Source organism: Microbacterium sp. CGR2, assembly GCF_003626735.1.
Taxonomy (GTDB): Bacteria; Actinomycetota; Actinomycetes; order Actinomycetales; family Microbacteriaceae; genus Microbacterium.
The window spans coordinates 193,299-216,976 of sequence record NZ_RBHX01000001.1 but is presented as its reverse complement, the minus strand read 5'-3'; the positions used below and the strand labels follow the sequence as shown (position 1 = coordinate 216,976).

At 68.2% G+C, this 23,678-nt stretch carries 23 protein-coding genes and 1 tRNA gene; 17 read left to right on the top strand and 7 right to left on the bottom strand.

Features of this window, described 5'->3' with window-relative positions; translation table 11 throughout:
• Window positions 1-92: 92 nt before the first annotated feature.
• The 6 genes from gabT to D7252_RS01095 all read left to right on the top strand — a co-directional run bounded on the left by gabT (window position 93) and on the right by D7252_RS01095 (window position 8,247).
• Window positions 93-1,454 carry a 4-aminobutyrate--2-oxoglutarate transaminase gene (gabT, locus tag D7252_RS01120; protein ID WP_120773717.1) on the top strand — a complete coding sequence of 454 codons (1,362 nt, stop codon included), beginning with the start codon at window positions 93-95 and terminating at the stop codon, window positions 1,452-1,454.
• A gap of 76 nt (window positions 1,455-1,530) precedes the next feature.
• Window positions 1,531-2,934, top strand: a complete 1,404-nt coding sequence (locus D7252_RS01115; RefSeq protein ID WP_120773716.1) for an NAD(P)/FAD-dependent oxidoreductase — start codon at window positions 1,531-1,533, stop codon at window positions 2,932-2,934.
• The gene (locus tag D7252_RS01110; protein ID WP_120773715.1) at window positions 2,934-3,818 is read left to right on the top strand and encodes a universal stress protein; all 885 of its coding nucleotides are present in this window, start codon (window positions 2,934-2,936) and stop codon (window positions 3,816-3,818) included. The genes D7252_RS01115 and D7252_RS01110 overlap by 1 nt, the downstream gene beginning before the upstream one ends.
• Window positions 3,818-5,362, top strand: a complete 1,545-nt coding sequence (locus D7252_RS01105; RefSeq protein ID WP_183055128.1) for an APC family permease — start codon at window positions 3,818-3,820, stop codon at window positions 5,360-5,362. Before D7252_RS01110 ends, D7252_RS01105 begins: the two co-directional genes overlap by 1 nt.
• 28 nt (window positions 5,363-5,390) lie before the next feature.
• Window positions 5,391-6,857: an NAD-dependent succinate-semialdehyde dehydrogenase gene (locus D7252_RS01100; RefSeq protein ID WP_120773714.1), complete on the top strand. Its 1,467-nt coding sequence runs from the start codon at window positions 5,391-5,393 to the stop codon at window positions 6,855-6,857.
• 25 nt (window positions 6,858-6,882) lie between these two features.
• Window positions 6,883-8,247 (top strand): NAD-dependent succinate-semialdehyde dehydrogenase, encoded by a 1,365-nt coding sequence (locus D7252_RS01095; protein WP_120773713.1) that lies wholly within the window; start codon window positions 6,883-6,885, stop codon window positions 8,245-8,247.
• Between the two features lie 74 nt (window positions 8,248-8,321).
• Here the strand turns inward: D7252_RS01095 and D7252_RS01090 are convergent, their stop codons facing one another.
• From D7252_RS01090 to D7252_RS01080, 3 genes are read right to left on the bottom strand one after another with little or no spacing between them, the layout of a single operon-like run.
• Window positions 8,322-8,978, bottom strand: coding sequence for a response regulator transcription factor (locus D7252_RS01090; protein WP_120773712.1), 657 nt, complete (start codon window positions 8,976-8,978; stop codon window positions 8,322-8,324).
• Window positions 8,966-10,105: a sensor histidine kinase gene (locus D7252_RS01085; RefSeq protein ID WP_120773711.1), complete on the bottom strand. Its 1,140-nt coding sequence runs from the start codon at window positions 10,103-10,105 to the stop codon at window positions 8,966-8,968. Before D7252_RS01085 ends, D7252_RS01090 begins: the two co-directional genes overlap by 13 nt.
• Entirely contained in the window at window positions 10,102-10,740 is a 639-nt protein-coding gene (locus tag D7252_RS01080) for a DedA family protein (protein WP_120773710.1), read from the bottom strand. Before D7252_RS01080 ends, D7252_RS01085 begins: the two co-directional genes overlap by 4 nt.
• Before the next feature lie 149 nt (window positions 10,741-10,889).
• Between D7252_RS01080 and poxB the strand changes: the two genes are divergently transcribed.
• The 4 genes from poxB (at window position 10,890) to nusG (ending at window position 14,323) form a co-directional block, all read left to right on the top strand.
• Window positions 10,890-12,614 (top strand): ubiquinone-dependent pyruvate dehydrogenase, encoded by a 1,725-nt coding sequence (poxB, locus tag D7252_RS01075; protein ID WP_120773709.1) that lies wholly within the window; start codon window positions 10,890-10,892, stop codon window positions 12,612-12,614.
• 189 nt (window positions 12,615-12,803) lie between these two features.
• Window positions 12,804-12,876 (top strand) — tRNA-Trp (locus tag D7252_RS01070).
• Between the two features lie 40 nt (window positions 12,877-12,916).
• Window positions 12,917-13,177: a preprotein translocase subunit SecE gene (gene secE / locus D7252_RS01065; RefSeq protein WP_120773708.1), complete on the top strand. Its 261-nt coding sequence runs from the start codon at window positions 12,917-12,919 to the stop codon at window positions 13,175-13,177.
• A gap of 42 nt (window positions 13,178-13,219) precedes the next feature.
• Entirely contained in the window at window positions 13,220-14,323 is a 1,104-nt protein-coding gene (gene nusG, locus D7252_RS01060; RefSeq protein WP_120773707.1) for a transcription termination/antitermination protein NusG, read from the top strand.
• A gap of 147 nt (window positions 14,324-14,470) precedes the next feature.
• Here nusG and D7252_RS01055 read toward each other — a convergent pair whose 3' ends face one another.
• The gene (locus D7252_RS01055; protein ID WP_120773706.1) at window positions 14,471-14,869 is read right to left on the bottom strand and encodes a VOC family protein; all 399 of its coding nucleotides are present in this window, start codon (window positions 14,867-14,869) and stop codon (window positions 14,471-14,473) included.
• An 87-nt stretch (window positions 14,870-14,956) separates the two neighbouring features.
• Between D7252_RS01055 and D7252_RS01050 the strand changes: the two genes are divergently transcribed.
• From D7252_RS01050 to D7252_RS01025, 6 genes are all read left to right on the top strand, one after another.
• Complete coding sequence (locus D7252_RS01050) at window positions 14,957-15,991, top strand: WYL domain-containing protein (protein WP_308162533.1); 1,035 nt, start codon at window positions 14,957-14,959, stop codon at window positions 15,989-15,991.
• Window positions 15,992-16,180: 189 nt separating this feature from the next.
• The gene (gene rplK, locus D7252_RS01045; protein ID WP_053097443.1) at window positions 16,181-16,612 is read left to right on the top strand and encodes a 50S ribosomal protein L11; all 432 of its coding nucleotides are present in this window, start codon (window positions 16,181-16,183) and stop codon (window positions 16,610-16,612) included.
• A gap of 11 nt (window positions 16,613-16,623) precedes the next feature.
• Complete coding sequence (rplA, locus tag D7252_RS01040) at window positions 16,624-17,313, top strand: 50S ribosomal protein L1 (RefSeq protein ID WP_120773704.1); 690 nt, start codon at window positions 16,624-16,626, stop codon at window positions 17,311-17,313.
• 205 nt (window positions 17,314-17,518) lie between these two features.
• Window positions 17,519-18,340: a transporter substrate-binding domain-containing protein gene (locus tag D7252_RS01035; protein WP_120773703.1), complete on the top strand. Its 822-nt coding sequence runs from the start codon at window positions 17,519-17,521 to the stop codon at window positions 18,338-18,340.
• 3 nt (window positions 18,341-18,343) lie between these two features.
• Complete coding sequence (locus tag D7252_RS01030; protein ID WP_183055127.1) at window positions 18,344-19,015, top strand: amino acid ABC transporter permease; 672 nt, start codon at window positions 18,344-18,346, stop codon at window positions 19,013-19,015.
• Window positions 19,002-19,799, top strand: a complete 798-nt coding sequence (locus tag D7252_RS01025) for an amino acid ABC transporter ATP-binding protein (RefSeq protein ID WP_120773702.1) — start codon at window positions 19,002-19,004, stop codon at window positions 19,797-19,799. The genes D7252_RS01030 and D7252_RS01025 overlap by 14 nt, the downstream gene beginning before the upstream one ends.
• 48 nt (window positions 19,800-19,847) lie before the next feature.
• On the opposite strand, the gene D7252_RS01020 is transcribed toward D7252_RS01025, so the two are convergent.
• Window positions 19,848-20,513 (bottom strand): LysE/ArgO family amino acid transporter, encoded by a 666-nt coding sequence (locus D7252_RS01020; RefSeq protein ID WP_120773701.1) that lies wholly within the window; start codon window positions 20,511-20,513, stop codon window positions 19,848-19,850.
• Window positions 20,514-20,583: 70 nt separating this feature from the next.
• Here D7252_RS01020 and D7252_RS01015 point away from each other — a divergent pair, with 70 nt between their 5' ends.
• A complete protein-coding gene (locus D7252_RS01015; protein ID WP_183055126.1) occupies window positions 20,584-21,462 on the top strand; it encodes a LysR family transcriptional regulator ArgP in 879 nt (292 codons plus the stop codon).
• Window positions 21,463-21,496: 34 nt separating this feature from the next.
• On the opposite strand, the gene D7252_RS01010 is transcribed toward D7252_RS01015, so the two are convergent.
• Window positions 21,497-22,177, bottom strand: coding sequence for a YqaJ viral recombinase family protein (locus D7252_RS01010; RefSeq protein WP_120773699.1), 681 nt, complete (start codon window positions 22,175-22,177; stop codon window positions 21,497-21,499).
• Window positions 22,178-22,258: 81 nt separating this feature from the next.
• A complete protein-coding gene (locus D7252_RS01005) occupies window positions 22,259-23,623 on the bottom strand; it encodes a glucose-6-phosphate dehydrogenase (RefSeq protein WP_120776729.1) in 1,365 nt (454 codons plus the stop codon).
• Between the last annotated feature and the right edge of the window lie 55 nt (window positions 23,624-23,678).

Here is a 23,678-nt window from a genome sequence, read left to right as displayed (position 1 = left end):
ACGTCCATCCTGTACATTCGGGCGAGATCTCTCCCCAGATTGTACAAGTCGGTGAGTGCGGTGGTGTTCTGCGCCACCGTACGCTCGCGTCCATGGCACTCCTCGACACCACAGCTGTTGCAGTTCCCCTCGGCGGACCCGAGCTCCCCCAGGAGCGCCGCCTCGTCACCGAGCTCCCCGGGCCCCGCTCCGCCGAGATCCTCGCGCGCAAGGCCGATGCCGTCGCCGCCGGAGTCGGCCACACGGTGCCTGTCGCGACAGTCGCGGCCGGCGGTGGCGTCGTGGTGGATGCCGACGGCAACTCGCTCATCGACCTCGGATCCGGCATCGCCGTCACGACCGTCGGCAACTCGCACCCCAAGGTCGCGGCCGCCGTCGCCGCGCAGGCAGCGCAGTTCACCCACACCTGCTTCATGATCTCGCCCTACGAGTCGTACATCGAGGTCGCCGAGGCGCTCAACCGAGTCACCCCCGGGGACTTCGCCAAGAAGAGCGCCCTGTTCAACTCGGGCGCCGAGGCGGTCGAGAACGCGATCAAGATCGCCCGCAAGCACACCGGCCGCCAGGCGGTCGTCGCCTTCGACCATGGCTACCATGGCCGCACGAACATGACCATGGCCCTCACTGCCAAGTCGATGCCGTACAAGAGCGGCTTCGGTCCCTTCGCGCCCGAGATCTACCGTGCGCCGATGTCGTACCCGTTCCGCGATGGACTCGACGGCAACGAGGCTGCGGCCCGGGTGATCCTGCAGCTCGAGAAGCAGATCGGCGCCGACAACCTCGCCGCCGTGATCATCGAGCCCATCCAGGGCGAGGGCGGCTTCATCGTTCCAGCCGACGGCTTCCTTCCGGCGATCGTCGAATGGTGCCGCGCCAACGGCGTCGTCTTCATCGCCGACGAGGTCCAGACCGGATTCGCCCGCACCGGCCACATGTTCGCCAGCGAGATCTTCGGCATCGAACCCGACCTCATCACCACCGCCAAGGGGATCGCCGGCGGTCTCCCGCTCGCTGCTGTCACCGGCCGCGCCGAGATCATGGATGCCGCCCACGCCGGCGGCCTCGGCGGCACCTACGGCGGCAACCCCATCGCCTGCGCCGCAGCGCTCGCCGCGATCGACGTGTTCGAGAACGACGGCGTCATCGAGCGCGCCCGCGAGATCGGCGCGATCCTCACGCAGCGCCTCACCGCCATCCAGGAGGGCGATGCACGCGTCGGCGACATCCGCGGACACGGGGCGATGATCGCCGCCGAGTTCGTCGAGCCGGAGACCAACGCGCCGGATGCCGCGCTCACGGCCGCGGTCGCGAAGGCGTGCATCGCTCAGGGAGTCATCGTGCTCACCTGCGGCACCTACGGCAACGTCATCCGCTTCCTCCCTCCGCTCGCGATCGGCGACGATCTGCTGAACGAGGGACTCGACATCGTCGCCGCGGCACTCGCCGCGGCCTGACACCCACGTCCGGCCGCGACCCGTATCGGGGGATATCGGGTCGCGGTCGGCACATCCCCCTACAAAGGAGTTGCAGTTGTCTGAGATCACACGCGACGTACTGATCATCGGCGCCGGCGCCGCCGGGCTCACCGCGGCGAACGACCTGCGGAAGGCCGGACTCTCCGTCGCGGTCCTCGAAGCGCGCGACCGCGTCGGCGGCCGACTGTGGACCGATGTGATCGAGGGGGCGATGCTCGAGATCGGTGGCCAGTGGGTCTCCCCGGATCAGGAGGCGCTGAAGGACGCGATCGAGGACCTCGGGCTCGAGACCTACAGCCGCTACCGCGAAGGCGACAGCGTCTACGTCGGCCCCGACGGTGAGGCGCACCGCTTCACCGGAGAGATGTTCCCCGTGGCGCCGGCCACCGAAGCCGCGATCGCCGAGATCACCGAGAAGCTCGACACCATGGTCTCCGAGATCGATCCGGATCGTCCCTGGGCGCACCCGAAGGCCGAGGAATGGGACTCCGTCACCTGGGACGCCTGGCTGCGTGCACAGACCGATGACGACGAAGCCGTTCGCAACCTGGCGTTCGCCACCGGTACCGCGATGCTCACCAAGCCGACGCACACGTTCTCGCTGCTGCAGTCGCTGCTGATGGCGGCATCCGCAGGTTCGTATTCGAACCTCGTGGACGCCGACTTCATCCTCGACAAGCGCGTCGTGGGCGGACTGCAGCAGGTGCCGGAGCGTCTTGCCGAGCGACTGGGTGACGATGTGCTGCTGAACCAGCCTGTGCGCACCCTGGAATGGGCTGACGCGTCCACCGGCTCGGCGACGACACAGGTCACCGCCACGACCGACCAGCTGACCGTCCGTGCGCGGTACGCGATCCTCGCCCACGCCCCGGTGCTCTACAGCCGGATCTCGTTCGTCCCGCCGCTGCCCCGGCGTCAGCACCAGATGCACCAGCACCTGTCGATGGGCTTCGTGATCAAGGTGCACGCGGTCTACGACCGTCCGTTCTGGCGCGAGCAGGGACTGAGCGGCACAGCGTTCAGCCCGTACGAGCTCGCCCACGAGGCCTACGACAACTCCAACCACGGCGACGAGCGCGGCACCCTGGTCGCGTTCGTGTCGGATGCGAACGCCGACGGGGTCTTCGAGCTCTCCGCCGAGGAGCGCAAGGAGCGCATCTTGGAGTCGCTGTCGCACTACTACGGGCCCGAGGCGAAGAACCCGGTCGTGTACTACGAGAGCGACTGGGGCAGCGAAGAGTGGACCCGCGGCGCCTACGCCGCGAGCTTCGACATGGGAGGTCTGCACCGGTACGGCGCCGACCTGCGCACCCCGGTCGGTCCGATCCACTTCGCCTGCAGCGACCTGGCGGGCGCCGGCTACCAGCACGTCGACGGCGCGATCCGGATGGGGCAGCTGGCCGCATCGAACATCGTCGCAGCGATCCGTGACGCCGGCGGCACCGAAAGCGGCGAGTGATGCCCGGCTCGATCGTCGTCGGGTACACCGCGACGGACACCGGAGCGGATGCTGCCGCACTGGGCGCCCGTCTCGCCCGCAGTCTCGGGGCGACCCTGCACCTGGTGATCGTGCTCCCCAACGAGGGCACTCGCAGCGCCGCGGTCCCGCCGGAGCGCGCCTACGAGGAGCACATCCGCGGGCAGGCGAAGAAATGGCTCGGCGACGCGATCGTGCGTCTCCCGCAGGAACTGACTCGCAGCGGACACGTGCGCTTCGGCGAGTCGTTCGCCGAAGGGCTGATCGCCGCCGGTGAGGAGTTCGGCGCACGACTGATCGTGGTCGGCGCAGCGGGCGGTGGCCTCTTCGGTCGGCACCGGCTCGGCAGCGTCGCCTCCGAACTGCTGCATTCGTCGACCATCCCGGTGGCGTTGGCGCCGGCCGGCAGCGCGCAGGAGGACGACCACGTCATCCCGCGCGTCACCGCAGCCGTCGGCACTCGGCCGGGGGCGGAGGCGCTGCTCGACGAAGCGGTGGCCCTCGCGGCCGACAGCGGCGTCGGGCTGCGACTGGTCTCTCTGGTCCCGTTCGACGTCCCGCCCGGTCTCGACACGGGCGCCATCCGCGTCGTCGGCGACACCCATGCGCAGGACGTGCTGGAAGTCGCCAGAGGACTGCTCCCCGAAGGGCTCGACGCCGTCGTCGAGGAGGCCCCCGGTGACAGTGTGGAAGACGCCGTCGCGCATCTCTCGTGGTCGCCCGGAGAAGTCGTGCTCGTCGGCTCCAGCCGCCTGGCGCAGCCGCGCCGTCTCTTCCTGGGTTCCACGGCAGCGAAGATGCTGCACGAACTGCCCGTCCCGATGATCGTCGTCCCGCGCACCCGCGCCGAAGCAGGAGTCCGCTGATGAGCAGCTCGAACCGGGCGATGGCGCCCGAATCCGGAGTCACCACCGGCATCTCCACCAAGGGCCTGCGCGCGGGTGCCGTCGGCGTCGTGGGCGCCGTCGTGATCGGCATCTCCACGATCGCCCCCGCGTACACGCTGACGGCATCGCTCGGCCCGACGGTCGCCGTCGCCGGTACCCAGGTGCCAGCGATCATCCTCGTCGGTTTCATCCCGATGCTCCTCACGGCTTTCGGCTACCGCGAACTCAACCGGGCGATGCCCGACTCGGGTACCTCGTTCACCTGGGGCGTGCGCGCATTCGGCCCGTGGATCGGCTGGATGACCGGGTGGGGGCTCATCGCCGCGACCGTGATCGTCCTGTCGAACCTCGCCGGCATCGCCGTGGAGTTCCTCTTCCTCCTGATCGCACAACTCACCGGCAATCCGGAGATCGCGGACCTCGCGTTCAACCCCTTCATCAACGTGGTGGTGTGCCTGCTGTTCATGCTCGGCGCGACGCTCGTGTCCTATCGCGACATGCAGACCACGCAGAAGTTCCAGTACATCCTGGTGAGCTTCCAGCTCGTCGTCCTCGTGGTGTTCGCCGTCGTCGCCATCGTCAAGGCCGTGAACGGCGAGGCACCGGAGCCGACCGCGTTCTCCTGGTCGTGGTTCAACCCGTTCGAGGTCCCCTCCTTCAGCGCGTTCGCCGCCGGTCTGTCGCTGTCGATCTTCATCTTCTGGGGCTGGGACGTCGTCCTCACCATGAACGAGGAGACCAAGAACCCGGAGAAGACCCCGGGTCGCGCGGCGATGCTGACCGTCGTCATCGTCGTCAGCCTCTACCTGCTGCTGTCGATCGGCCTCATCATGTTCGCCGGCGTCGGCACGGGAGCGCTGGGGCTCGCGAACGAAGACATCTCCGCCAACGTCTTCTTCGCGCTCTCCGATCCGGTTCTCGGCCCGCTCGCCTTCCTGGTGTCTCTCGCCGTGCTCTCGAGTTCGGCGGCGTCCCTGCAGTCGACCGCCGTCGGCCCGGCGCGCACCCTTCTCGCCATGGGGCACTACGGCGCCCTGCCGCCGAAGTTCGCGCGCGTGAGCCCTCGGTTCTTCACACCGGGATACGCGACCATCGTCGCCGCGGTCGTGGCGTCGGCGTTCTACGCGGTCATGCGTCTGCTCAGCGAGAACGTCCTCACCGACACGATCCTGTCGCTCGGCATGATGATCTGCTTCTACTACGGGCTCACGGCCTTCGCGTGCGTCTGGTACTTCCGCAAGCAGTGGTTCGACTCCGCGCGCAACTTCTTCTTCACCTTCCTGTTCCCGCTCGTCGGCGGCGGCATCCTGGCGGTCCTGTTCGTGACCACCCTGGTCGACTCGATGGATCCGGCCTATGGCAGCGGGTCGAGCATCGGCGGCCTCGGGCTGGTGTTCGTCCTGGGCGTCACCGTCATCGTCGTCGGCATCGCGATCATGATCTGGCAGGCGATCCGTCGCCCCGCTTTCTTCCGTGGCGAGACGTTGGCGATGGACGCTCCTCCCAGCCGTCGCCGCCGCTGACCACCTTCCTCTCACAGAAAGAGAATCCATGAGCACTCAGTCCGAGCAGACCCTGCTCGACAGCATCCCCACCGGCCTCTTCATCGGCGGCGAGTGGACCGATGCCGAGACCGGCGGCACCTTCGACGTGCAGGACCCGTCGACCGGCTCCGTCATCCGCACGATCGCCGACGCGACGCCGGCCGACGGCATCCGCGCGCTGGACGCCGCTGTCGAAGCCCAGGAATCCTGGGCGGCGACCGCACCGCGGGTGCGCAGCGAGATCCTCCGTCGGGCCTTCGACCTCGTGCAGGTGCACAAGGAGGACCTGGCACTGTTGATGACGCTCGAGATGGGCAAGCCGCTCGCCGAGGCGCGCGGCGAGGTCGGGTACGGCGGCGAGTTCCTGCGCTGGTTCAGCGAGGAGGCCGTGCGCATCAGCGGCCGTTACGGCATCAACCCGGAAGGCACCGGGCACATGGTCGTGTCGCAGCGACCGGTCGGACCGTCGTTCTTCGTGACGCCGTGGAACTTCCCGTTCGCCATGGCGACGCGCAAGATCGCTCCGGCGCTCGCGGCCGGGTGCACGGTCGTGATCAAGCCACCGGCCCTGACCCCGCTGACGACGATGTTCTTCACGAAGCTGCTCGTGGAAGCGGGCCTCCCCGCCGGTGTCGTGAACGTCGTGCAGACCTCGAAGTCGTCGGCGCTGTCGGCACCGATCATCGCCGACCCGCGTCTGCGCAAGCTCTCCTTCACCGGATCGACCGAGGTCGGCCGCAAGCTCATCGCACAGGCCGCGGAGGGCGTGCTCCGGGTGTCGATGGAACTCGGTGGCAACGCGCCGTTCGTGGTGTTCGACGACGCCGATCTCGACAAGGCGGTGGACGGCGCCCTCGCGGCGAAGTTCCGCAACATCGGCCAGGCCTGCACGGCGGCGAACCGCTTCATCGTGCACGTCGATGTGGCTGACGAGTTCGCCCGTCGCGTCACCGACCGGGTCAACGAGATGAAGATCGGTCGCGGCACGGAAGAGGGCGTGGCGATCGGCCCGCTCATCGATGCGGGTGCCGTCGCCAAAGCGGCCGAACTGGTCGGTGACGCCGTCGAGCGCGGAGCGACTCTTCTCGCCGGCGGCAAAGCGGTCGAAGGCACCGGCACGTTCTACGAGCCGACCGTCCTCACCGACGTCGTGGCAGGATCGGCGATTCTCCGGGAGGAGATCTTCGGTCCGGTGCTCGCCATCGCCACCTTCGAGTCCGAGGACGAGGCCGTGCGGCTCGCGAACGACACCGAGTACGGGCTCGTCTCCTACGTCTTCACCGAGAACCTGCAGCGCGGGCAGCGGATGATCGACAAGCTCGAGACCGGCATGATGGGTCTCAACGTGGGCGTCGTCTCCAACGCGGCCGCCCCCTTCGGCGGGGTGAAGCAGTCCGGTGTCGGGCGCGAGGGCGGTTTCGAGGGCATCCACGAGTACCTGTCCACCAAGTACACACTGATCCCGGTCTCCTGACCGGTATCCGACGAGAGGACATGACATGACCGACTACACCGTCGTCAATCCCGCCACCGGAGAGACGCTGGCCTCCTTCGACACCTTCACCGACGCGCAGATCGAAGAGGCCGTCGCGGCCGCCGATCGTGCGCACCGCGAGTGGTCGCGTTCGACGACCGTCGCCGAACGGGCTGCCCTCGTTCGCCGGGTCGCGGAACTGCACCGGGAGCACCGGGAACAGCTCGCCGACATCTTCGTCCGGGAGATGGGCAAGCCCCGCGAGGCAGCCCTCGGAGAGGTCGACTTCGCCGCCGACATCGCCGAGTACTACGCCGACCACGCGGAGTCGATCATGGCCGACCAGCCGATCGACATCCTCGGAGAGGGGTCGGCGATCATCCGGCGCTCGTCCCTCGGACCGCTCGTCGGCATCATGCCGTGGAACTTCCCGGCCTACCAGATCGTGCGCTTCGCAGCTCCCAACCTGATCGTGGGCAACACGATCCTGTTGAAGCCGGCACCGCAGTGCCCCGAGTCGTCGACCGCGATCGCGGCGATCTACGACGAGGCCGGCTTCCCGCCCGGTGCGTACCAGAACGTCCTGGCCACGAACGAGCAGATCGCGAAGATGATCGCCGACCCGCGCGTGCAGGGCGTCTCGCTCACGGGGTCGGAGCGCGCCGGTGCCGCCGTCGCGGAGGTCGCAGGACGCCACCTCAAGAAGGTCGCGCTGGAGCTGGGCGGGTCCGACCCCTTCATCGTCCTGTCCACCGACGACCTCGACGCGACGGTGCAGGCCGGCGTCGATGCCCGCCTCGACAACAACGGTCAGGCGTGCAACGGGGCCAAGCGCTTCATCATCGTCGACGAGCTGTACGACACGTTCGTGGAGAAGTTCACCGCGGCGATGGGTGCGATCGAAGCGACCGACCCGATGCTCGAAGACACCGTGCTCGGACCGGTCTCCTCGGAAGCGGCGGCGGAGAACCTGCAGAAGCAGATCGACCAGGCTCTCGAACAGGGTGCGACCCTCCTCACCGGCGGAACCCGGGAGGGGGCGTTCTTCGCGCCGACGGTGCTGGCCGACGTCACTCCGGCGATGAACGTGTACCGCGAAGAGCTCTTCGGCCCGGCTGCGGTCGTCTATCGGGTCGCCGATGAGGATGCGGCGGTCGCCCTCGCGAACGACACCACCTTCGGGCTCGGGTCCTACGTCTTCACGACCGATGCCGAGCAGGCCGAGCGCGTGGCCGACCGCATCGAGGCCGGCATGGTCTACGTGAACCTCGTCCTCGCCGACAGCCCGGAGCTGCCGTTCGGCGGTATCAAGCGCAGCGGTACGGCGCGCGAACTCGGACACCTCGCGGCCGACGAGTTCGTCAACAAGAAGCTCATCCGCATCGGCTGACCCGGAAGAGGAAGGGCGGGTGCTCGGCATCCGCCCTTCCTCCGTCTGTGCACGGATCGAGCGGGTGCGCGCCGTCAGTCGTCGCCCGACTGATCGAGGTGCGCGAGGACTGCGAGAACGCGCCGGTTGACCCCGGAGCCGGAGGCCACGCCGAGCTTCGTGAAGATGGTGTTGATGTGCTTCTCGACACCGCTCTGACTCATGTGCAGACGCTCGGCGATCGCGGCGTTGCTGTGCCCCTCGGCGATGAGTTCGAGCACGGCGCTCTCGCGCTCGCTCAATGCCGACAGGCGCGGATCGGGACCGGACCGGTCGGCGATGAGTCGGCGGATGACCTCGGGGTCGAAGGCCACGCCCCCTTCCGTGACCCGCACGATCGCGTCGAGGAATCCGGAGATGTCCGAGATCCGGTCCTTCAGCAGGTACCCGACGCCTCCGCGCCCGTCGAGCAGCTCGCGGGCGTAGCGCCGCTCGACGTGCTGCGACAGCACGAGGACGGCGACGTCGGGATGCTGCTCTCTGATCTGGAGCGCGGCGCGGATGCCCTCGTCCACGTACTCCGGCGGCATCCGCACGTCGACGATCACCAGGTCGGGCTCCTCGACACCCAGCGCGCGCATCAGCGCGTCGGCGTCGGCCACCGCAGCGACCACCTGGTGGCCTTCGGCAGTCAGCAGCTGCGCGATGCCCTCGCGCAGCAGCGCAGAGTCCTCGGCGATCACGATGCGCACGGGATCACCGCCTCGATGGTGGTCGGGCCGCCCGCCGGGCTGCGCACCCGAAGCAGGCCGTCGCGGGCGGCGACCCGGGTGGCGATGCCCGAGAGCCCGGGCCCGGACGGGTCGGCGCCGCCGACGCCGTCGTCCTCGACGACGACCGTCAGCCGGCCGGCCTCGCCGTGCACGCGGATGTGGATCGCGCTGGCCTCAGCGTGCTTGATCGCATTGGTCACCGCTTCGCTGGCGACGAAGTATGCGGCGGTCTCGGCGGCGCGGTCCGCGGTGATGCCCTCCGCATCGACGTCGAGGTGCACCGGCATCGCCACACGGTCCCGGAGAGCCTGCAGAGCGACGACGAGCCCGTCGCGCTGCAGCATCGCCGGGTAGGTGCGCCAGGCCACACCGCGGAGGTCGTCGAGGATGTGCTGAGTCTCCGCCCGTGCCGTGCGCAGGAGTCCGGGGGAGTCCGCGTCATCGGCTCGCTCCGCGCGGGCGAGCAGGATCGACAGCGCCACCACACGCTGCTGGACTCCGTCATGGATGTCCCGCTCGATGCGTCGGCGTTCCGCATCGACGGCCGCGACGACCTCGTCCAGCGTCGCGTGCAGCCGCACGACCTCCTGTGAGAGCTCGCCCGCTCCGGGGCGCTGGAAGGACTGCCACGCGCGCCGCTCGAGCCAGCCGATGCCGCCGAGCCCGGAGAGCCCGAGGAAGAGCAGCACGAGACCCGGGAGCACGAAGAAGCCGACGGTGGTCCAGGTCACCCGACCAGGGGCGGCGCTGAACAACGCGACCGGGCCGCCGGTCGCTGCGGCCGCGAGCATCTGCACGCTGACGGTCGCGCCCATCACGAGCAGGACGAGGATGCACAGCGCCACGAGCTGCAGCAGTGCCACGAGGGCGAGCAGCCCGCGCACTCTGGCTGCCGGAGGCGCGCTCGGACGCGGGACGCCGTCCGACCAGGTGAGCCGGCTCGCCAGTGCTCGCACGACCCACGGGGCGGGTTGTCGCGGTGCCGTGACGAGGGCGACCAGTGTCGGCACCAGCATCCCCACGCCCGCCGCCGTGCCGACGAGCATCCGCACCACGTCCCGCCCGATCGGGCGGGGGTGCGGGACGTCGGCGGCGGGAGACGTCATGTCTCCATTGTGCCCTGGGTCCGCTGGCGGATCCTGACCAGGACGAACGCGCACACGGCGATCACCACGGTCGCGATGACGACGATCTGCAGAACGTCGGCATACTGCTCGATCAGGTGCCACTGCTCACCGAGCAGGAACCCGGCCATCACGAACACGGTGTTCCAGATGGCGCTGCCCGCTGCCGTCAGAAGGGTGAACTGCAGCAGCGGCATCCGCTGGATTCCTGCAGGGATCGAGATGAGGCTGCGGAAGATCGGGATCATTCGCCCGAAGAAGACCGCCTTCCTGCCGTGTCGGGCGAACCACTCGTCGGCCCGATCGACGTCGCTCACCTTCATCAGCGGCATCCGGTCGACGATTCGCCGGAGCCGGACGGGACCCAGCCAGGCGCCCAGACCGTAGAGCGCCAGGGCGCCCACCACCGAGCCGACGATCGTCCAGAGGAGCACCTCCCACAGCACGATGGACCCCTGACTCGCGGTGAAGCCCGCGAGCGGCAGGACGACCTCGCTGGGGATCGGCGGGAAGAGGTTCTCCACCGCGACGGCCACACCCGCGCCCACGCTGCCGAGAGCTTCCATGAGAGAGATCGCCCATTCGGCGAAGACGTTCAGATTCCCGGAGCTGTCCATGCTCTCGACGCTACGGACGGATGCCGCGGGCGTCACTGCGGATGGCACCCCGGCACGGTGGGGAAAACCGTAATACTGGTGCCGGGTCGCGGTGCGGTGGTCTCGGCAGGACCGGCGCCGTGGCCGGTGCCCGGGCGTAGGGTCGGAGCATGGCCAATGTCGCTGAGAACATCGTCAAGACTCTGCACGCCAACGGGATCGAGCACGTGTACGGGCTCCCCGGCGATTCGCTGAACGGCTTCACGGACGCGCTCCGCAAGGACGGGACGATCCGCTGGGTGCACGTGCGGCACGAGGAGGCCGCGGCTTTCGCCGCCGCCGCGGATGCCGCGACCACCGGGCAGCTCGCCGTCGTCGCAGGTTCCTGCGGTCCGGGCAACCTGCACCTGATCAACGGCCTGTACGACGCGAATCGCTCGCGCGTGCCGGTCCTGGCGATCGCCGCACACATCCCGACGACCGAGATCGGCACCGGATACTTCCAGGAGACGCACCCGCAGGAGCTGTTCCGCGAGTGCAGCGTCTACGTCGAGTACGTCGCGGACCCGAAGCAGATGCCGCGCCTGCTGGAGATCGCGATGCGAGCCGCGATCGAGAAGCGGGGCGTCGCCGTCCTCGTCATCCCCGGAGACGTGGCCCTCTCCGACATCGACGACAATCGCAGTGTCGTGATCGAGCGGACGCGTCCCGTGGTCGTTCCCAGCGGCGCCGAGCTCGAGAAGGCCGCGACGCTGCTGAACGCCGCGAAGAAGGTCACCATCCTGGCGGGCGCCGGCGTCGAAGGAGCGCACGACGAGGTCATCGCCCTGGCAGACCGACTCGGCGCTCCGATCGTGCATGCGCTGCGCGGCAAGGAATTCATCGAGTACGACAACCCCTTCGACGTCGGGATGACCGGCCTCCTCGGCTTCGCGTCCGGCTTCCGAGCGATGGAGGCTGCCGACGCGCTGCTCGTGCTGGGAAGTGACTTCCCCTACGAGCAGTTCTATCCGGAGCACGCCACGACCATCCAGGTCGACATCCGCGGCGAGCAGCTCGGCAAGCGGCATCCACTCGATCTGGGTCTCGTCGGCGACGTGCGGGCCACAGCAGAAGCCCTGCTCCCGCGGTTGGCATCCAGGGACGACCGCGGCCACCTCGACGACGCCATCGCGCACTACCGGAAGACCCGGGCGAAGCTCGACGAACTCGCGGTGCCGACGAAGGGCGATCGCCCGATCCACCCGCAGTACCTCGCACGCCTGCTGGACGAGCAGGCATCCGACGATGCGATCTTCACCGCCGATGTCGGCTCCCCGACGGTGTGGGCAGCCCGGTACCTGTCGATGACGGAGAACCGCCGGCTCATCGGGTCGTTCACCCACGGATCGATGGCGAACGCGCTGCTCCACGGCATCGGGGCGCAGGTCGCCCATCCCGGGCGTCAGGTCGTGGCCCTCGCCGGGGACGGCGGGCTCTCGATGATGCTCGGGGAGCTGCTGACCCTCACGCAGAACGGCCTGCCCGTGAAGACGGTCGTGGTGAACAACTCCTCTCTGAACTTCGTCGAGCTCGAGATGAAGGCCGCGGGCCTGGTCACCTACGCGACCGGACTCCAGAACCCCAGCTTCGCGGCGATCGCGGAGGCGATGGGAATCTTCGCGCGTCGGGTGGAGCGCAGTGAGGACCTTCCGGACGCCGTCCGCGAAGTGCTCGCACACGACGGGCCCGCCTTGCTCGACGTGGTCACCGAGCGGCAGGAGCTGTCGATGCCGCCGGCGATCGAGGCCGCGCAGGTCAAGGGTTTCGCGCTCTACGCCATCCGCACCGTCATGTCGGGTCGCGGTGATGAACTGCTGGACCTCGCGCGCGCGAACTGGCGTCAACTCTTCTGATGACCCCGCGGCACCTGCCGGCATGACGGGCGGTTGGGAAGTCTCACCCGGCCCCCGTTCGGCTTCACCGGAAGGATGCCGTATGCTGGTTCAGCAGTTGTTGTCTGCATTCTTTCGCCGTGCCTGGGACCTTTCGGTCGCAGTTCGGTGGCAGAGTGGAGAGGACACCCCCGAGGCTTCACAGTCTCTAGGGCGGTAGCTCAATTGGCAGAGCAGCGGTCTCCAAAACCGCAGGTTGCAGGTTCGATTCCTGTCCGCCCTGCGCGTCAGCGCAACGCTGACACACGAAAGGTACATTCAGGATGGATCAGGACGAACCGCGCGGCGAGCTGGCCGCGGCCGGCGCTACCCGTGAGAAGAAGCTCGGCTTCTTCGGCAGCATCGCCCTGTTCATCCGTCAGGTCATCTCCGAACTGCGCAAGGTCGTCACGCCGACTCGCAAGGAGCTGTTCAAGTTCACCGCGGTGGTGCTCGTCTTCGTCGTGATCGTCATGGGCATCGTCTACGGCTTGGACACCCTGTTCGCGTTCGTGACGCATTGGGTTTTCGGAATCCCCGACTGATGACGCCCGCGGCTCACGCCGCAGCTATGGAGAAGAAACAACGTGTCTGAACGATATTCCGACGACGCCGACTGGGCGACCGCCGCAGAGCAGTCCAGCGAAGAGGACGAGGCTCAGGAGGGCAACGTCCTCGCCGCGGAGGAGCTCTCGGTCACCCCGGCCGAGCACGTCGCCGTCCACGTCGAGAACGACGACGAGGAGAGCATCGAAGATGACATCGACATCGACATCGACGACCCGGAGGCTGATGCGATCGTGAACGACGCCCTCAACCTGGACGAAACGGCCGAGACCGAGGCTGCCGCAGAGGTCCTCAACGACTCCGTGGCCGAAGAGGCCGCAGAGAACGAAGCTGCGGCGGCTGATGAAGTCGCCCCGTACGACGGCCCCGACGTGAACGGCGACGACGACGCTCCGGCGGATGACGCCGACGCGGTCGACGCCGCCGACGAAGACGCCGCCGCCGATGGCGAGGCCGACGAAGATGCCGCCGCCGAAGGTGAGGCTGACGAGGACGCTGAGGAAGACCCGTACGAGGCGTTCCGCATGGACCTGCGCATGCTCCCCGGCAAGTGGTACGTCATCCACTCCTACGCCGGGTTCGAGCGCAAGGTGAAGGCCAACATCGAGCAGCGCAAGTCGACGCTCGAGGTCGAGGACGAGATCTACCAGGTCGAGGTCCCGATGGAAGATGTCGTCGAGATCAAGAACGGCCAGCGCAAGATGGTCACCCGCGTGCGCATCCCCGGCTACGTGCTGGTGCGCATGGAGCTCACCGAAGACACCTGGTCGGTCGTGCGTCACACGCCCGGTGTCACCGGCTTCGTGGGCAACGCTCACAACCCGACGCCGTTGCGCTTCGAAGAGGCCTTCAACATGCTGAAGTCCCTCGTCGAGGTCAAGGACCTCCCGACGGCGAAGAACATCGCCTCCAAGGGTGGGCTCGCTGTGGCTCGTCCGCTGCCGGCAGAGGTCGACTTCGAGGTCGGCGAGACCATCACCATCAAGGAAGGCTCGTTCGCGGGCCTGCCGGGTTCGATCAGCGAGATCAAGCCGGAGAGCGGCAAGCTCACCGTCCTTGTCTCACTCTTCGAGCGCGAGACCCCGGTCGAGCTGTCGTTCGACCAGGTCACCAAGATGGTCTGACCCACGCTTCTCAAGAACGGCCGTCCCTTCGGGGGCGGCCGTTCTCGTGTGTGCGGGCGGTCGTGTCTTCCCGGGCTCCGGTCGCAGTTTAGGCCGTCCTGCGTGCCCTGAGGCGGCGCGAAGTGCGACCGGAACGCGGAGGTAGGCTCAACCGCCGTGCTGTGCGGCCCAGTGAGGGCTCTGGATCAGGCCGATCAGGTTGCCGAACGGATCGCTGACGGATGCCGACCACCACCCCTCGCCACGCTGCGTCACCGGATCGAACGGTGCAGCGCCGAGATCGAGGAGGCGATCGACGGTGGTGCGGACGTCGTCGACATGGATGCTCATCAGCGCGCCACCGGGCTGCGCGAGAACGGGGCGGAATCGGGCGTCCATCAGCGCGAACTCGTCTTCATCGTCGCCGAAGCGCCACTCGGCGTACTGCACGGGTCCCTGCTCGGGGCGGACGAAGTAGGGAGGGGAGTCGAAGACCGTCGAGTACCAGGCGACGGCGGCCGCCATGTCTTCGGCGACGAGGTTGAGATTGGCCAATCCACGGAACATGAGATTCTCCTTCTGAAGGGGGGTGTTTCTTCTATCCTTGGAGGTGAAGTGCTCACCTACTGATCACTTCAGAAAACGGGGTGTGACATCCGAGCCGACCGCCTCATCCAGGCACTTCTGCTGCTGCAGGGACGCCCGCACATCACGGCCGCCGAGCTCGCGGCCGCCCTCGAGGTGTCGGTTCCGACGGCAAGACGAGATCTCGAAGCCCTGGCGATGTCCGGCGTGCCGATCTATCCGACGCGCGGCAGGGGAGGCGGGTGGCGCCTCATCGGCGGTGCGCGCACGGATCTCACGGGACTCACCCGTGGGGAGGTGAATTCCCTGCTCGTCGCACTCGCTCAGAGCGGGGCCGCGACACCGGAGCGGATCGCCGCGATGCGGAAACTCGTCAGGGCGGTGCCGGAGTCCTTCCGCGAAGGTGCCCAGCGCGTGGCGGAGGCCACCGTCCGAGATGCGCCATGGGGCATGGTCGATGACGATTCGCCGCCGGCCGCCGTGTCGACGCTGCAGGACGCGATCGCGCGGGGCTTCCGCGTGGGCGTGCGATACGACGGCACCTCGCGGGGTGCCGAAACGGAGCTCGTGCCCCTGATGGTCGGCAGCCGCGGGCGGCGCTGGTACCTGATCGCCGCGCCTGCGGCGGCGGGCACCGACGCCGCGGATGCCGCGCGGATGCGGACGTATCGCGTCGATCGCATCACCGAGCTTCGGATGCTGTCGCTGCCCGGCACCGCACCCGCGAACTTCGACCGAGGGCGGGCGTGGGCCGAGATGGTCGAACGGGTCGAAGGGATGCGGGGTGCCGTGCACGCGACAGTGCACGTGGAGCCGTGGGCGGTGAAGGCGATCGCGGATCGATTCGGTGCACAGGCGCGGATGCTCGATGAACCTCCGAACGACGACGGCCGCGTGCCGATGGAGATCAGCGCGCAGCGGACCGATGCCCTGGCCGAGCAGCTGGCGGGGTGGACCGGGGTGGCCGAGGTCATCGAACCGGACGCCGTGCGCGTCGCCCTCCGTGAGCTCGGTGAGCGGATGATCGCGCTGTACCGCACCGCGGATCCCGAGGATGCGAGGCCAGAGACACAGCCGGGTGCGCCCCGGCGGCGGCGTTCCTGACCTCGCCGGCGCGGCCGAGGGGGAGGAGGACGGAGGGGGGCCCCGTGCAGGTCGCGGGAGAGCGGGGAGTCGGGTAGACTTACGTGGTTTGTGTGCCGCTTCGGCGCGCGCAGACGACCGCAGCCCGGAGATGCCGGGTTCGCGGGAGAAACGGAAGCTCCGGCATCCGCTTCGATGAAAGGAAAGAGAATGGCACCGAAGAAGAAGGTGACCGGCCTGATCAAGCTTCAGATCAACGCCGGTGCCGCCAACCCGGCGCCGCCGATCGGCCCCGCGCTCGGTCAGCATGGCGTCAACATCATGGAGTTCTGCAAGGCGTACAACGCCGCGACGGAGTCGCAGCGCGGCAACGTCATCCCCGTCGAGATCACCGTCTACGAGGACCGCAGCTTCACGTTCATCCTGAAGACCCCGCCGGCGGCGGAGCTCATCAAGAAGGCCGCAGGCGTGCCGAAGGGGTCCTCGACCCCGCACACGGTCAAGGTCGCGAAGATCACCAAGGACCAGGTCCGCCAGATCGCCGAGACCAAGCAGGCCGACCTGAACGCGAACGACATCGAGGCCGCCTCGAAGATCATCGCCGGCACCGCCCGTTCCATGGGCATCACGGTCGAGGGCTGAGGAGAATAATCATGGCTACGAAGTCCAAGGCTTACAAGGCTGCCGCCGAGAAGATCGAGGCAGACCGTTTCTACACCCCGTCCGAGGCAGTCGCCATCGCGAAGGAGACCGGTTCGGCGAAGTTCGACTCGACCATCGAGGTCGCGCTGAAGCTCGCCGTCGACCCTCGCAAGGCCGACCAGATGGTGCGCGGCACCGTCATCCTCCCGCACGGCACGGGTAAGACCGCCCGCGTCATCGTCTTCGCCACGGGCCCCGCTGCTGAGGCAGCGATCGCCGCCGGCGCCGACGAGGTCGGTGGCGCCGAGCTGATCCAGCGCGTCGCTGACGGCTGGACCGCGTTCGACGCGGCCGTCTCCACCCCGGAGCTCATGGGCCAGGTCGGCCGTCTCGGCAAGGTGCTCGGCCCGCGTGGTCTGATGCCGAACCCGAAGACCGGCACCGTGACCCCGAACGCGGCTAAGGCCGTCGAGGAGATCAAGGGCGGAAAGATCGAGTTCCGCGTCGACAAGCACGCCAACGTGCACTTCGTCGTGGGCAAGGCATCCTTCACCACCGAGCAGCTGAACGAGAACATCGATGCAGCGCTCGAGGAGATCGTCCGCCTCAAGCCGTCGAGCTCGAAGGGCCGCTACATCCAGAAGGGTGCGGTGTCGACCACGTTCGGCCCCGGCATCCCGCTGGACGTCAACGCGATCTGACGCTGAGACACCATCAGCCCACCGGCTGACGAGTTCATACTCGGAAATGCCCCCGCCTCGGCGGGGGCATTTTTGCATCCTCGGTGGTTCGCGGCGACATCCGGCGTCACCGATGTGGACTCTCGGCGGCAGGCGCGTACTGTGGGTGGGTTCCTTGCATCGCGCCACAGCATCGCGCACTCAGCACCCCGGGAGGGCCCGCCCCATGTCTCGTCGCCTCATCGCCGCCACCGCACTCGTCCTCACGGCCGCTGCCCTCACCGCCTGCAGCGGATCCGACGCGCCGACCGACTCCGGAGCGGGCGGCGACGGCTCGTCGGCGTCCGATTTCGGTCTCGTGTCCGAGGGCACGCTCACGGTGGCGACCGAAGGCACCTACCGACCGTTCAGCTTCCACGGCGACGGCGGCACCGGCGACCTCACCGGCTACGACGTCGAGATCATCGAGGCCGTCGCCGAGAAACTCGACCTCGACGTGAAGTTCGAGGAGACGCAGTGGGATGCGATCTTCGCCGGCCTCGATGCCGGCCGATTCGACGTCATCGCCAACCAGGTCACCATCAACGACGAGCGCGAAGCGGAGTACCTCTTCAGCGCCCCGTACACGGTGTCTCCCGGCGTCATCGTGGTCGCGGAGGATGACGACTCGATCAGCTCCTTCGACGATCTCGCCGGCAAGACCACCGCGCAGTCGCTCACGAGCAACTGGAACGAGCTGGCCACCGAGTCCGGTGCGAAGGTCGAAGCGGTGGAGGGGTGGGCGCAGGCAGTCGCCCTGCTGCGTCAGGGCCGCGTGGACGCGACCATCAACGACAAGCTCACGTTCCTCGACTACGAGCAGACCGACGGACCGACCGGTCTGAAGATCGCCGCGGAGACCGAGGATGCCGGTGAGCAGGCGTTCGTGTTCGCCCAGGACAAGACAGACCTCGTCGAGGCCGTGGATGCCGCCCTCGAGGAGCTCCGCGCCGACGGCACCCTCGCCGAGATCAGCGACAAGTACTTCGGCGCCGACGTCACCGAGTAGCCCGTGGACCCCGTAGACCCCTGGCAGCTGTTCCTCGAATCGCTCGGGCCCATCGCCCTGGCGGGACTGGTGAGCACGATTCCGTTGGCGATCATCTCGTTCGCGCTCGGGCTCGTCCTCGCCATCGGTGTCGCATTGATGCGCATCTCGGTCAACCCGGTGCTGTCGGGGATCGCCCGGTTCTACATCTCGGTGATCCGCGGTACGCCGCTCCTGGTCCAGCTCTTCGTGATCTTCTACGGCATGCCGGCGCTCGGAATCGTGATCGATCCCTGGCCGAGCGCGATCGTGGCACTGTCGCTCAACGTGGGCGGTTATGGTGCAGAGGTCGTCCGCGCGGCGATCCTGTCCGTTCCGCAGGGGCAGTGGGAGGCGGCGTACACGGTCGGGATGAACCGCGCGCGCGCGCTCACGCGGATCATCCTCCCGCAGGCTGCGCGGGTGTCGGTGCCGCCGCTGTCGAACACTTTCATCTCGCTGGTCAAGGACACCTCGCTGACCTCCACGATCCTGGTCACCGAGCTGTTCCGGGTGACGCAGCAGATCGCGGCGACGTCGTACCAGGTGATGGTGGTGTATCTGGCGGCCGCCCTGGTCTACTGGGTGATCTGCCTGGTGCTTTCGACGGGGCAGAGCGCCCTGGAGAGGAGACTCGACAGCCGTGTCACCAACTGAATCCGCAGAACCGCTGCTCACCGCGCGCGGTCTGCGCAAGAGCTTCGGGGACAACGAGGTGCTCCGGGGTATCGATCTGACGCTGCATCGCGGTGAGGTCGTCGTGCTCATCGGCCCGAGCGGCTCGGGGAAGACCACCGTCCTACGCTCGCTCAACGGTCTCGAGACGCCGGATGCCGGCACCGTCACGGTCGCGGACGGCCCGGATATCGACTTCAGCTCTCGGCCCTCCCCGAAGCAGCGAATCGCACTTCGCGACCGCTCGGCGATGGTCTTCCAGCACCACAACCTCTTTCCGCACTTCACCGTGCTGGAGAATGTGATCGAAGGGCCCTGGCGGGTGCACGGCCGGCCCAAGGACGCGGTCGTGGCCGAGGCGCGAGAGCTTCTCGCCCGTGTCGGCCTGTCCGACAAAGAGAACGCACGTCCACACCAGCTCTCCGGTGGGCAGCAGCAGCGTGTCGGCATCGTGCGTGCGCTGGCATTGAAGCCGGATCTGCTGCTGTTCGACGAACCCACCAGCGCGCTCGACCCGGAGCTCGTCGGCGAGGTGCTTCTGGTCATCAAAGAGCTCGCGGATGAGGGGTGGACCATGGCCGTCGTCACCCACGAGCTGAGCTTCGCCCGGGAGGCCGCAGATCACGTCCTGTTCATGGACGAGGGTGCAGTGGTCGAGCAGGGCAGCCCGCAGCAGGTCTTCACGAATCCGCAGCACGAGCGCACGCGGCGGTTCCTCACGCGCATCATGCGTCCGCTCGACGGCGGTCAGCTCGACGGCCCCTGACCCGATCGACTTCTGGCCGGATCGACCTGAATCCGCTCGTCCAGGGATTCAACCGCCCAGCACCGGCAGCACCAGGCTCACGGCGAGTGCGATCATCACGACGGCGATGATGCCGTCGAGGACGCGCCAGGAACGCGGCGTGCGCAGCCAGCGGCCCAGGTAGCGCGCACCGAAGCCGAGCGCCGTGAACCACAGCAGGCTGGCGGCGACAGCCCCCGCGGCGAAGAGCCAGCGTCCCTCGCCGTGAGTCGTCGCGATGGACCCGAGCATGAGCACCGTGTCGAGGTAGACGTGCGGGTTCAGCCAGGTGAGGGCGAGGACGGTGAGGATCACAGGTGCGAGGCGCGTGCGCGTGAGCGTCGAGGTGCCGGACGCAGCCGCCGCGTTCGTCACGTCCGCGGCATCCGTTCCTTCCCCGTCCAGGACGCTGTCGCCTCCCGTCCATGCGCGACGGGCGGCCAGCAGGCCGTATGCGAGCAGGAACAGGGCCCCCGCCCAGCGGGCGACGACGATCAACCACGGTGCGGCTGAGATGACGAGACCCAGGCCCGCGACACCGGCGACGATCAGCACAGCGTCCGACAGGGCGCAGATGGCGACCACGGCGAGCACATGTTCACGGCGGATGCCCTGACGCAGCACGAAGACGTTCTGAGCGCCGATGGCGACGATCAGTGAGAGGCCGAGGCCGAAGCCGGCGAGAACCGAGAACATCGTTCCAGGTTAGGAAGACAGAGACATGAGCACCAGCGAAGATTCCTACCGAACCATTAGCATCATTGATGTGAGAATCGATCCCGAACTGGCGGCCACCGTGGCAGCCGTCGCCGATGAGGGGACGTTGGATGCCGCGTCCCGGCGCCTGCAGGTCACACCGTCGGCCGTGAGTCAGCGTCTCAAGTCTCTGGAGCAGCAGCTCGGCCGCATCCTCGTGGTGCGCACGAAGCCGGTCACGCTGACCGCGGCGGGTGAGGCGGTGGTCCGACTGGCCCGACAGATCGCGTTGCTCGAGCAGGACGCGCTCGCCGGCGTCGGGCTGGAGGACGGCGCGGGCGCCTCGCGCATCAGCATCCCGCTCGCGGTGAACGCCGACTCGATGGCGACGTGGTTTCTCGCGCCGCTCGCGCGGCTCTCCGCCGACCGCGCGATCGACTTCGACCTCCACCGGGACGATCAGAACTTCACGGCGCGGCTGCTCGAATCCGGCACCGTGATGGCGGCGGTCACGAGCGAGAAGGACCCGGTCGCCGGTTGCTCCGCGGCGCCGCTGGGCGTTCTGGAATACCGGGCGATGGCGGCTCCCGAGTTCGCGCGACGCTGGTTTCCCGACGGCGCGACGCGAGAGGCGCTGAGCCGTGCTCCCTTCGTGGATTTCGATCGACGCGACACCCTGCAGCATGAGTGGCTGCGCTCTCGGAAGGTCGCGCATCAAGAAGTGCCGCGACACTACGTCCCGGCGTCCCACGACTACGCCCTTGCGGTGCAACTCGGCCTCGGCTGGGGAATGCTGCCCGTGCTTCAGGAACCCGCGGGCCTCGTGCCGCTGGGAGGAGCGGCGCTGCGCGTGCCGCTGTACTGGCAGCAGTGGAACCTGACCTCGGATCTCCTCGACTCGATCGCCCGCGAGATCGCCGCCGAAGCGGAGCGTGTTCTGCAGCGGTAGGCGGGGCCGGACCCGTACCGCCTGAACGGGTGCGTCAGTCGGCGAGCGCGAGAGCGCGGAAGGTGTCGCGTTCGCGCAGCTGCTCGCGGCGGCTGGCCGCGGCGTCGGTGATACGCGTGGGCGGCTGCTGACCGGTGGTGCGACGGTACAGCTCGTCGATGAGGTCGGTCGCGAGGCTGACGAGTTTCGCGATCTCGCGATCGTCGCGGTCGATCCACACGCACCGGGGTTCGTCATGGATCGGCGAGAAGTCTTCGTGCTGTTCCCAGACGAACAGGGTGCGTTCCGCTCCGAGCACGTGCTGCTGCCACCACACCTGACGGAGGTAGGTGCGGGGGATGCCGCTCCACGGCTTGTTCGTCGTCTTGATCTCGGCGAGCTTGACCCGGCCGACCGAGTCGACCGCGACGCCGTCGGGGGTGGCGAGGTGACGGTGCTCGACCTCGGCGCGGAAGAGAGCGGAAGACGGCAGGATGCCGTGGGTCGCGGCCACCCACGCGGCGATCTCCGGCTCACGGCGTCGACCGTGATCGGTGTACGCGTTGCCACCGAACCGCGGGCCCCCGCCGAGCTTGGCGTCAGCCGCGCGCGCGATCGACTTCTCGCTCGTGAGCCCGGCGACATCCGTCGCGGTGATCCCCCGAGAGCGCGCACGCATCCATGCCACCCGGTCGCGCGAGTCCGCGACGATGCGTGCGGCGAGTTCGGGGTTCACTCCTCGACCCTAACCCCGTCCGCCGACGTCGATGTCCATACACGCCGTGCCGCAGCATCGACCGACGCCGAGAACCGGGTTTCAGTGTCGTGGCGACCATCCCTCGGGCCCGAAAGACCCGGCGGCATACTCTTCGAGCGGCACATCTCCACGCCGCCAGGCCTTCAGGATCGGTTCGACGATCCGCCAGCACTGCTCGGCGGCGTCGCCACGCACGGCCAGCAGGGGATCGCCGTCCAGGATGCCGGAGAGCACTTCGGCGTAGGCCTTCAACGCGCCCTCGCCGAGTTCTGCCGAGAGAGTGGCCCGTTCGAGTTCGAAGGGGTCTTCCGCGGCATTGAGGTTGAGTTCCAGGGAGACCCGATCCGGTCCGAGGGAGAAGCGCAGCACGGCGCCGTCTGCCGAGCCCGTCAGGCCTGCGGGGACGTGTCGCACGGCACGGAAGCGCACGACTATCTCGGTCGCCGGCGCACTGAGCGCCTTCCCGGAGCGGAGTCGGAAAGGCACCCCGGCCCAGCGTGCGTTGCGCACCTCGAAGGTCGCCTCCGCGAGAGTCTCGGTGCCGCGTTCCGGATCGACGCCCGGCTCGTCGACATAGGAGGGCTTGTCGATGCCCTGCACGTTTCCGGCCGTGTAGCGCGCCCGGCGTGAAGCGGACACCGGGTCGTCACCCCAGACCGAAGTGGCCCGCAGGACGGCGCTGGTCGCCTCGCGGAAGTCGATCTCGTCGAGGGTGGCGGGCTCGTCCATCGCGAGCACCGCCAGCACCTGGAGCAGGTGGCTCTGGATCATGTCGACCAAGGCGCCCGCCCCGTCGTAGTAGCCAGCGCGGCCTTCGAGCGCGAGAGCCTCGTCGTAGACGATGTCCACGGACTCGATGCTCTCCGCCGTCCACAGCGGTTCCAACAGTCGGTTGGCGAAGCGCGCGCCCAGCAGGTTCAGCGTCGTCGACTTGCCGAGGAAGTGGTCGACCCGGAACACCTGGTTCTCGGGCACCAGCGACGTGAGGGTCCGGTTCAACGTGCGGGCGCTCGCTTCGTCGATGCCGAACGGCTTCTCCATGACCAGGACCGCGCCCTCGGGGAGCATCTCGGCGGTCATGACCTGCACGGACTTCTCGGCCACAGACGGCGGCACGGCGAAGTACAGCGCGACCTGGCCTGTGAATCCGCCGAACAGAGCTGTCAGGTCCTCGGCGCTGGTGATGTCCGTGCGGCGGTACTCGACCTCCACACGGGATGCTGCTTTCTGGGCGTCGACGGTCGCGAAGGCGCTCCGCACGACGGTCTGGAAGTCGGCATCGGTCAGCTCCTCCCGATCGGCTCCCACGACGCGCACCGTGCGGGAGGGCTCACGGGTCAGCAGCTGGCCCAGAGCGGGAAGCAGGAGCCGGGATGTCAGGTCTCCGCCGGCACCGAAGATCACGAGCGTGGTCGCATCCGTCATGGCACCACCGTAATCGCTGACCTGTCGCCCGCGCATGTGTCCTCTCGAACGCGCA

Excerpts from the sequence above, each read along its gene's own strand:
- gabT (WP_120773717.1), top strand. The coding sequence starts at position 93 with ATGGCACTCCTCGACACCACAGCTGTTGCAGTTCCCCTCGGCGGACCC.
- D7252_RS01110 (WP_120773715.1), top strand. The coding sequence starts at position 2,934 with ATGCCCGGCTCGATCGTCGTCGGGTACACCGCGACGGACACCGGAGCG.
- D7252_RS01105 (WP_183055128.1), top strand. The coding sequence starts at position 3,818 with ATGAGCAGCTCGAACCGGGCGATGGCGCCCGAATCCGGAGTCACCACC.
- D7252_RS01100 (WP_120773714.1), top strand. The coding sequence starts at position 5,391 with ATGAGCACTCAGTCCGAGCAGACCCTGCTCGACAGCATCCCCACCGGC.
- D7252_RS01095 (WP_120773713.1), top strand. The coding sequence starts at position 6,883 with ATGACCGACTACACCGTCGTCAATCCCGCCACCGGAGAGACGCTGGCC.
- D7252_RS01085 (WP_120773711.1), bottom strand. The coding sequence starts at position 10,105 with ATGACGTCTCCCGCCGCCGACGTCCCGCACCCCCGCCCGATCGGGCGG.
- D7252_RS01080 (WP_120773710.1), bottom strand. The coding sequence starts at position 10,740 with ATGGACAGCTCCGGGAATCTGAACGTCTTCGCCGAATGGGCGATCTCT.
- poxB (WP_120773709.1), top strand. The coding sequence starts at position 10,890 with ATGGCCAATGTCGCTGAGAACATCGTCAAGACTCTGCACGCCAACGGG.
- secE (WP_120773708.1), top strand. The coding sequence starts at position 12,917 with ATGGATCAGGACGAACCGCGCGGCGAGCTGGCCGCGGCCGGCGCTACC.
- D7252_RS01055 (WP_120773706.1), bottom strand. The coding sequence starts at position 14,869 with ATGTTCCGTGGATTGGCCAATCTCAACCTCGTCGCCGAAGACATGGCG.
- rplK (WP_053097443.1), top strand. The coding sequence starts at position 16,181 with ATGGCACCGAAGAAGAAGGTGACCGGCCTGATCAAGCTTCAGATCAAC.
- rplA (WP_120773704.1), top strand. The coding sequence starts at position 16,624 with ATGGCTACGAAGTCCAAGGCTTACAAGGCTGCCGCCGAGAAGATCGAG.
- D7252_RS01035 (WP_120773703.1), top strand. The coding sequence starts at position 17,519 with ATGTCTCGTCGCCTCATCGCCGCCACCGCACTCGTCCTCACGGCCGCT.
- D7252_RS01020 (WP_120773701.1), bottom strand. The coding sequence starts at position 20,513 with ATGTTCTCGGTTCTCGCCGGCTTCGGCCTCGGCCTCTCACTGATCGTC.
- D7252_RS01005 (WP_120776729.1), bottom strand. The coding sequence starts at position 23,623 with ATGACGGATGCGACCACGCTCGTGATCTTCGGTGCCGGCGGAGACCTG.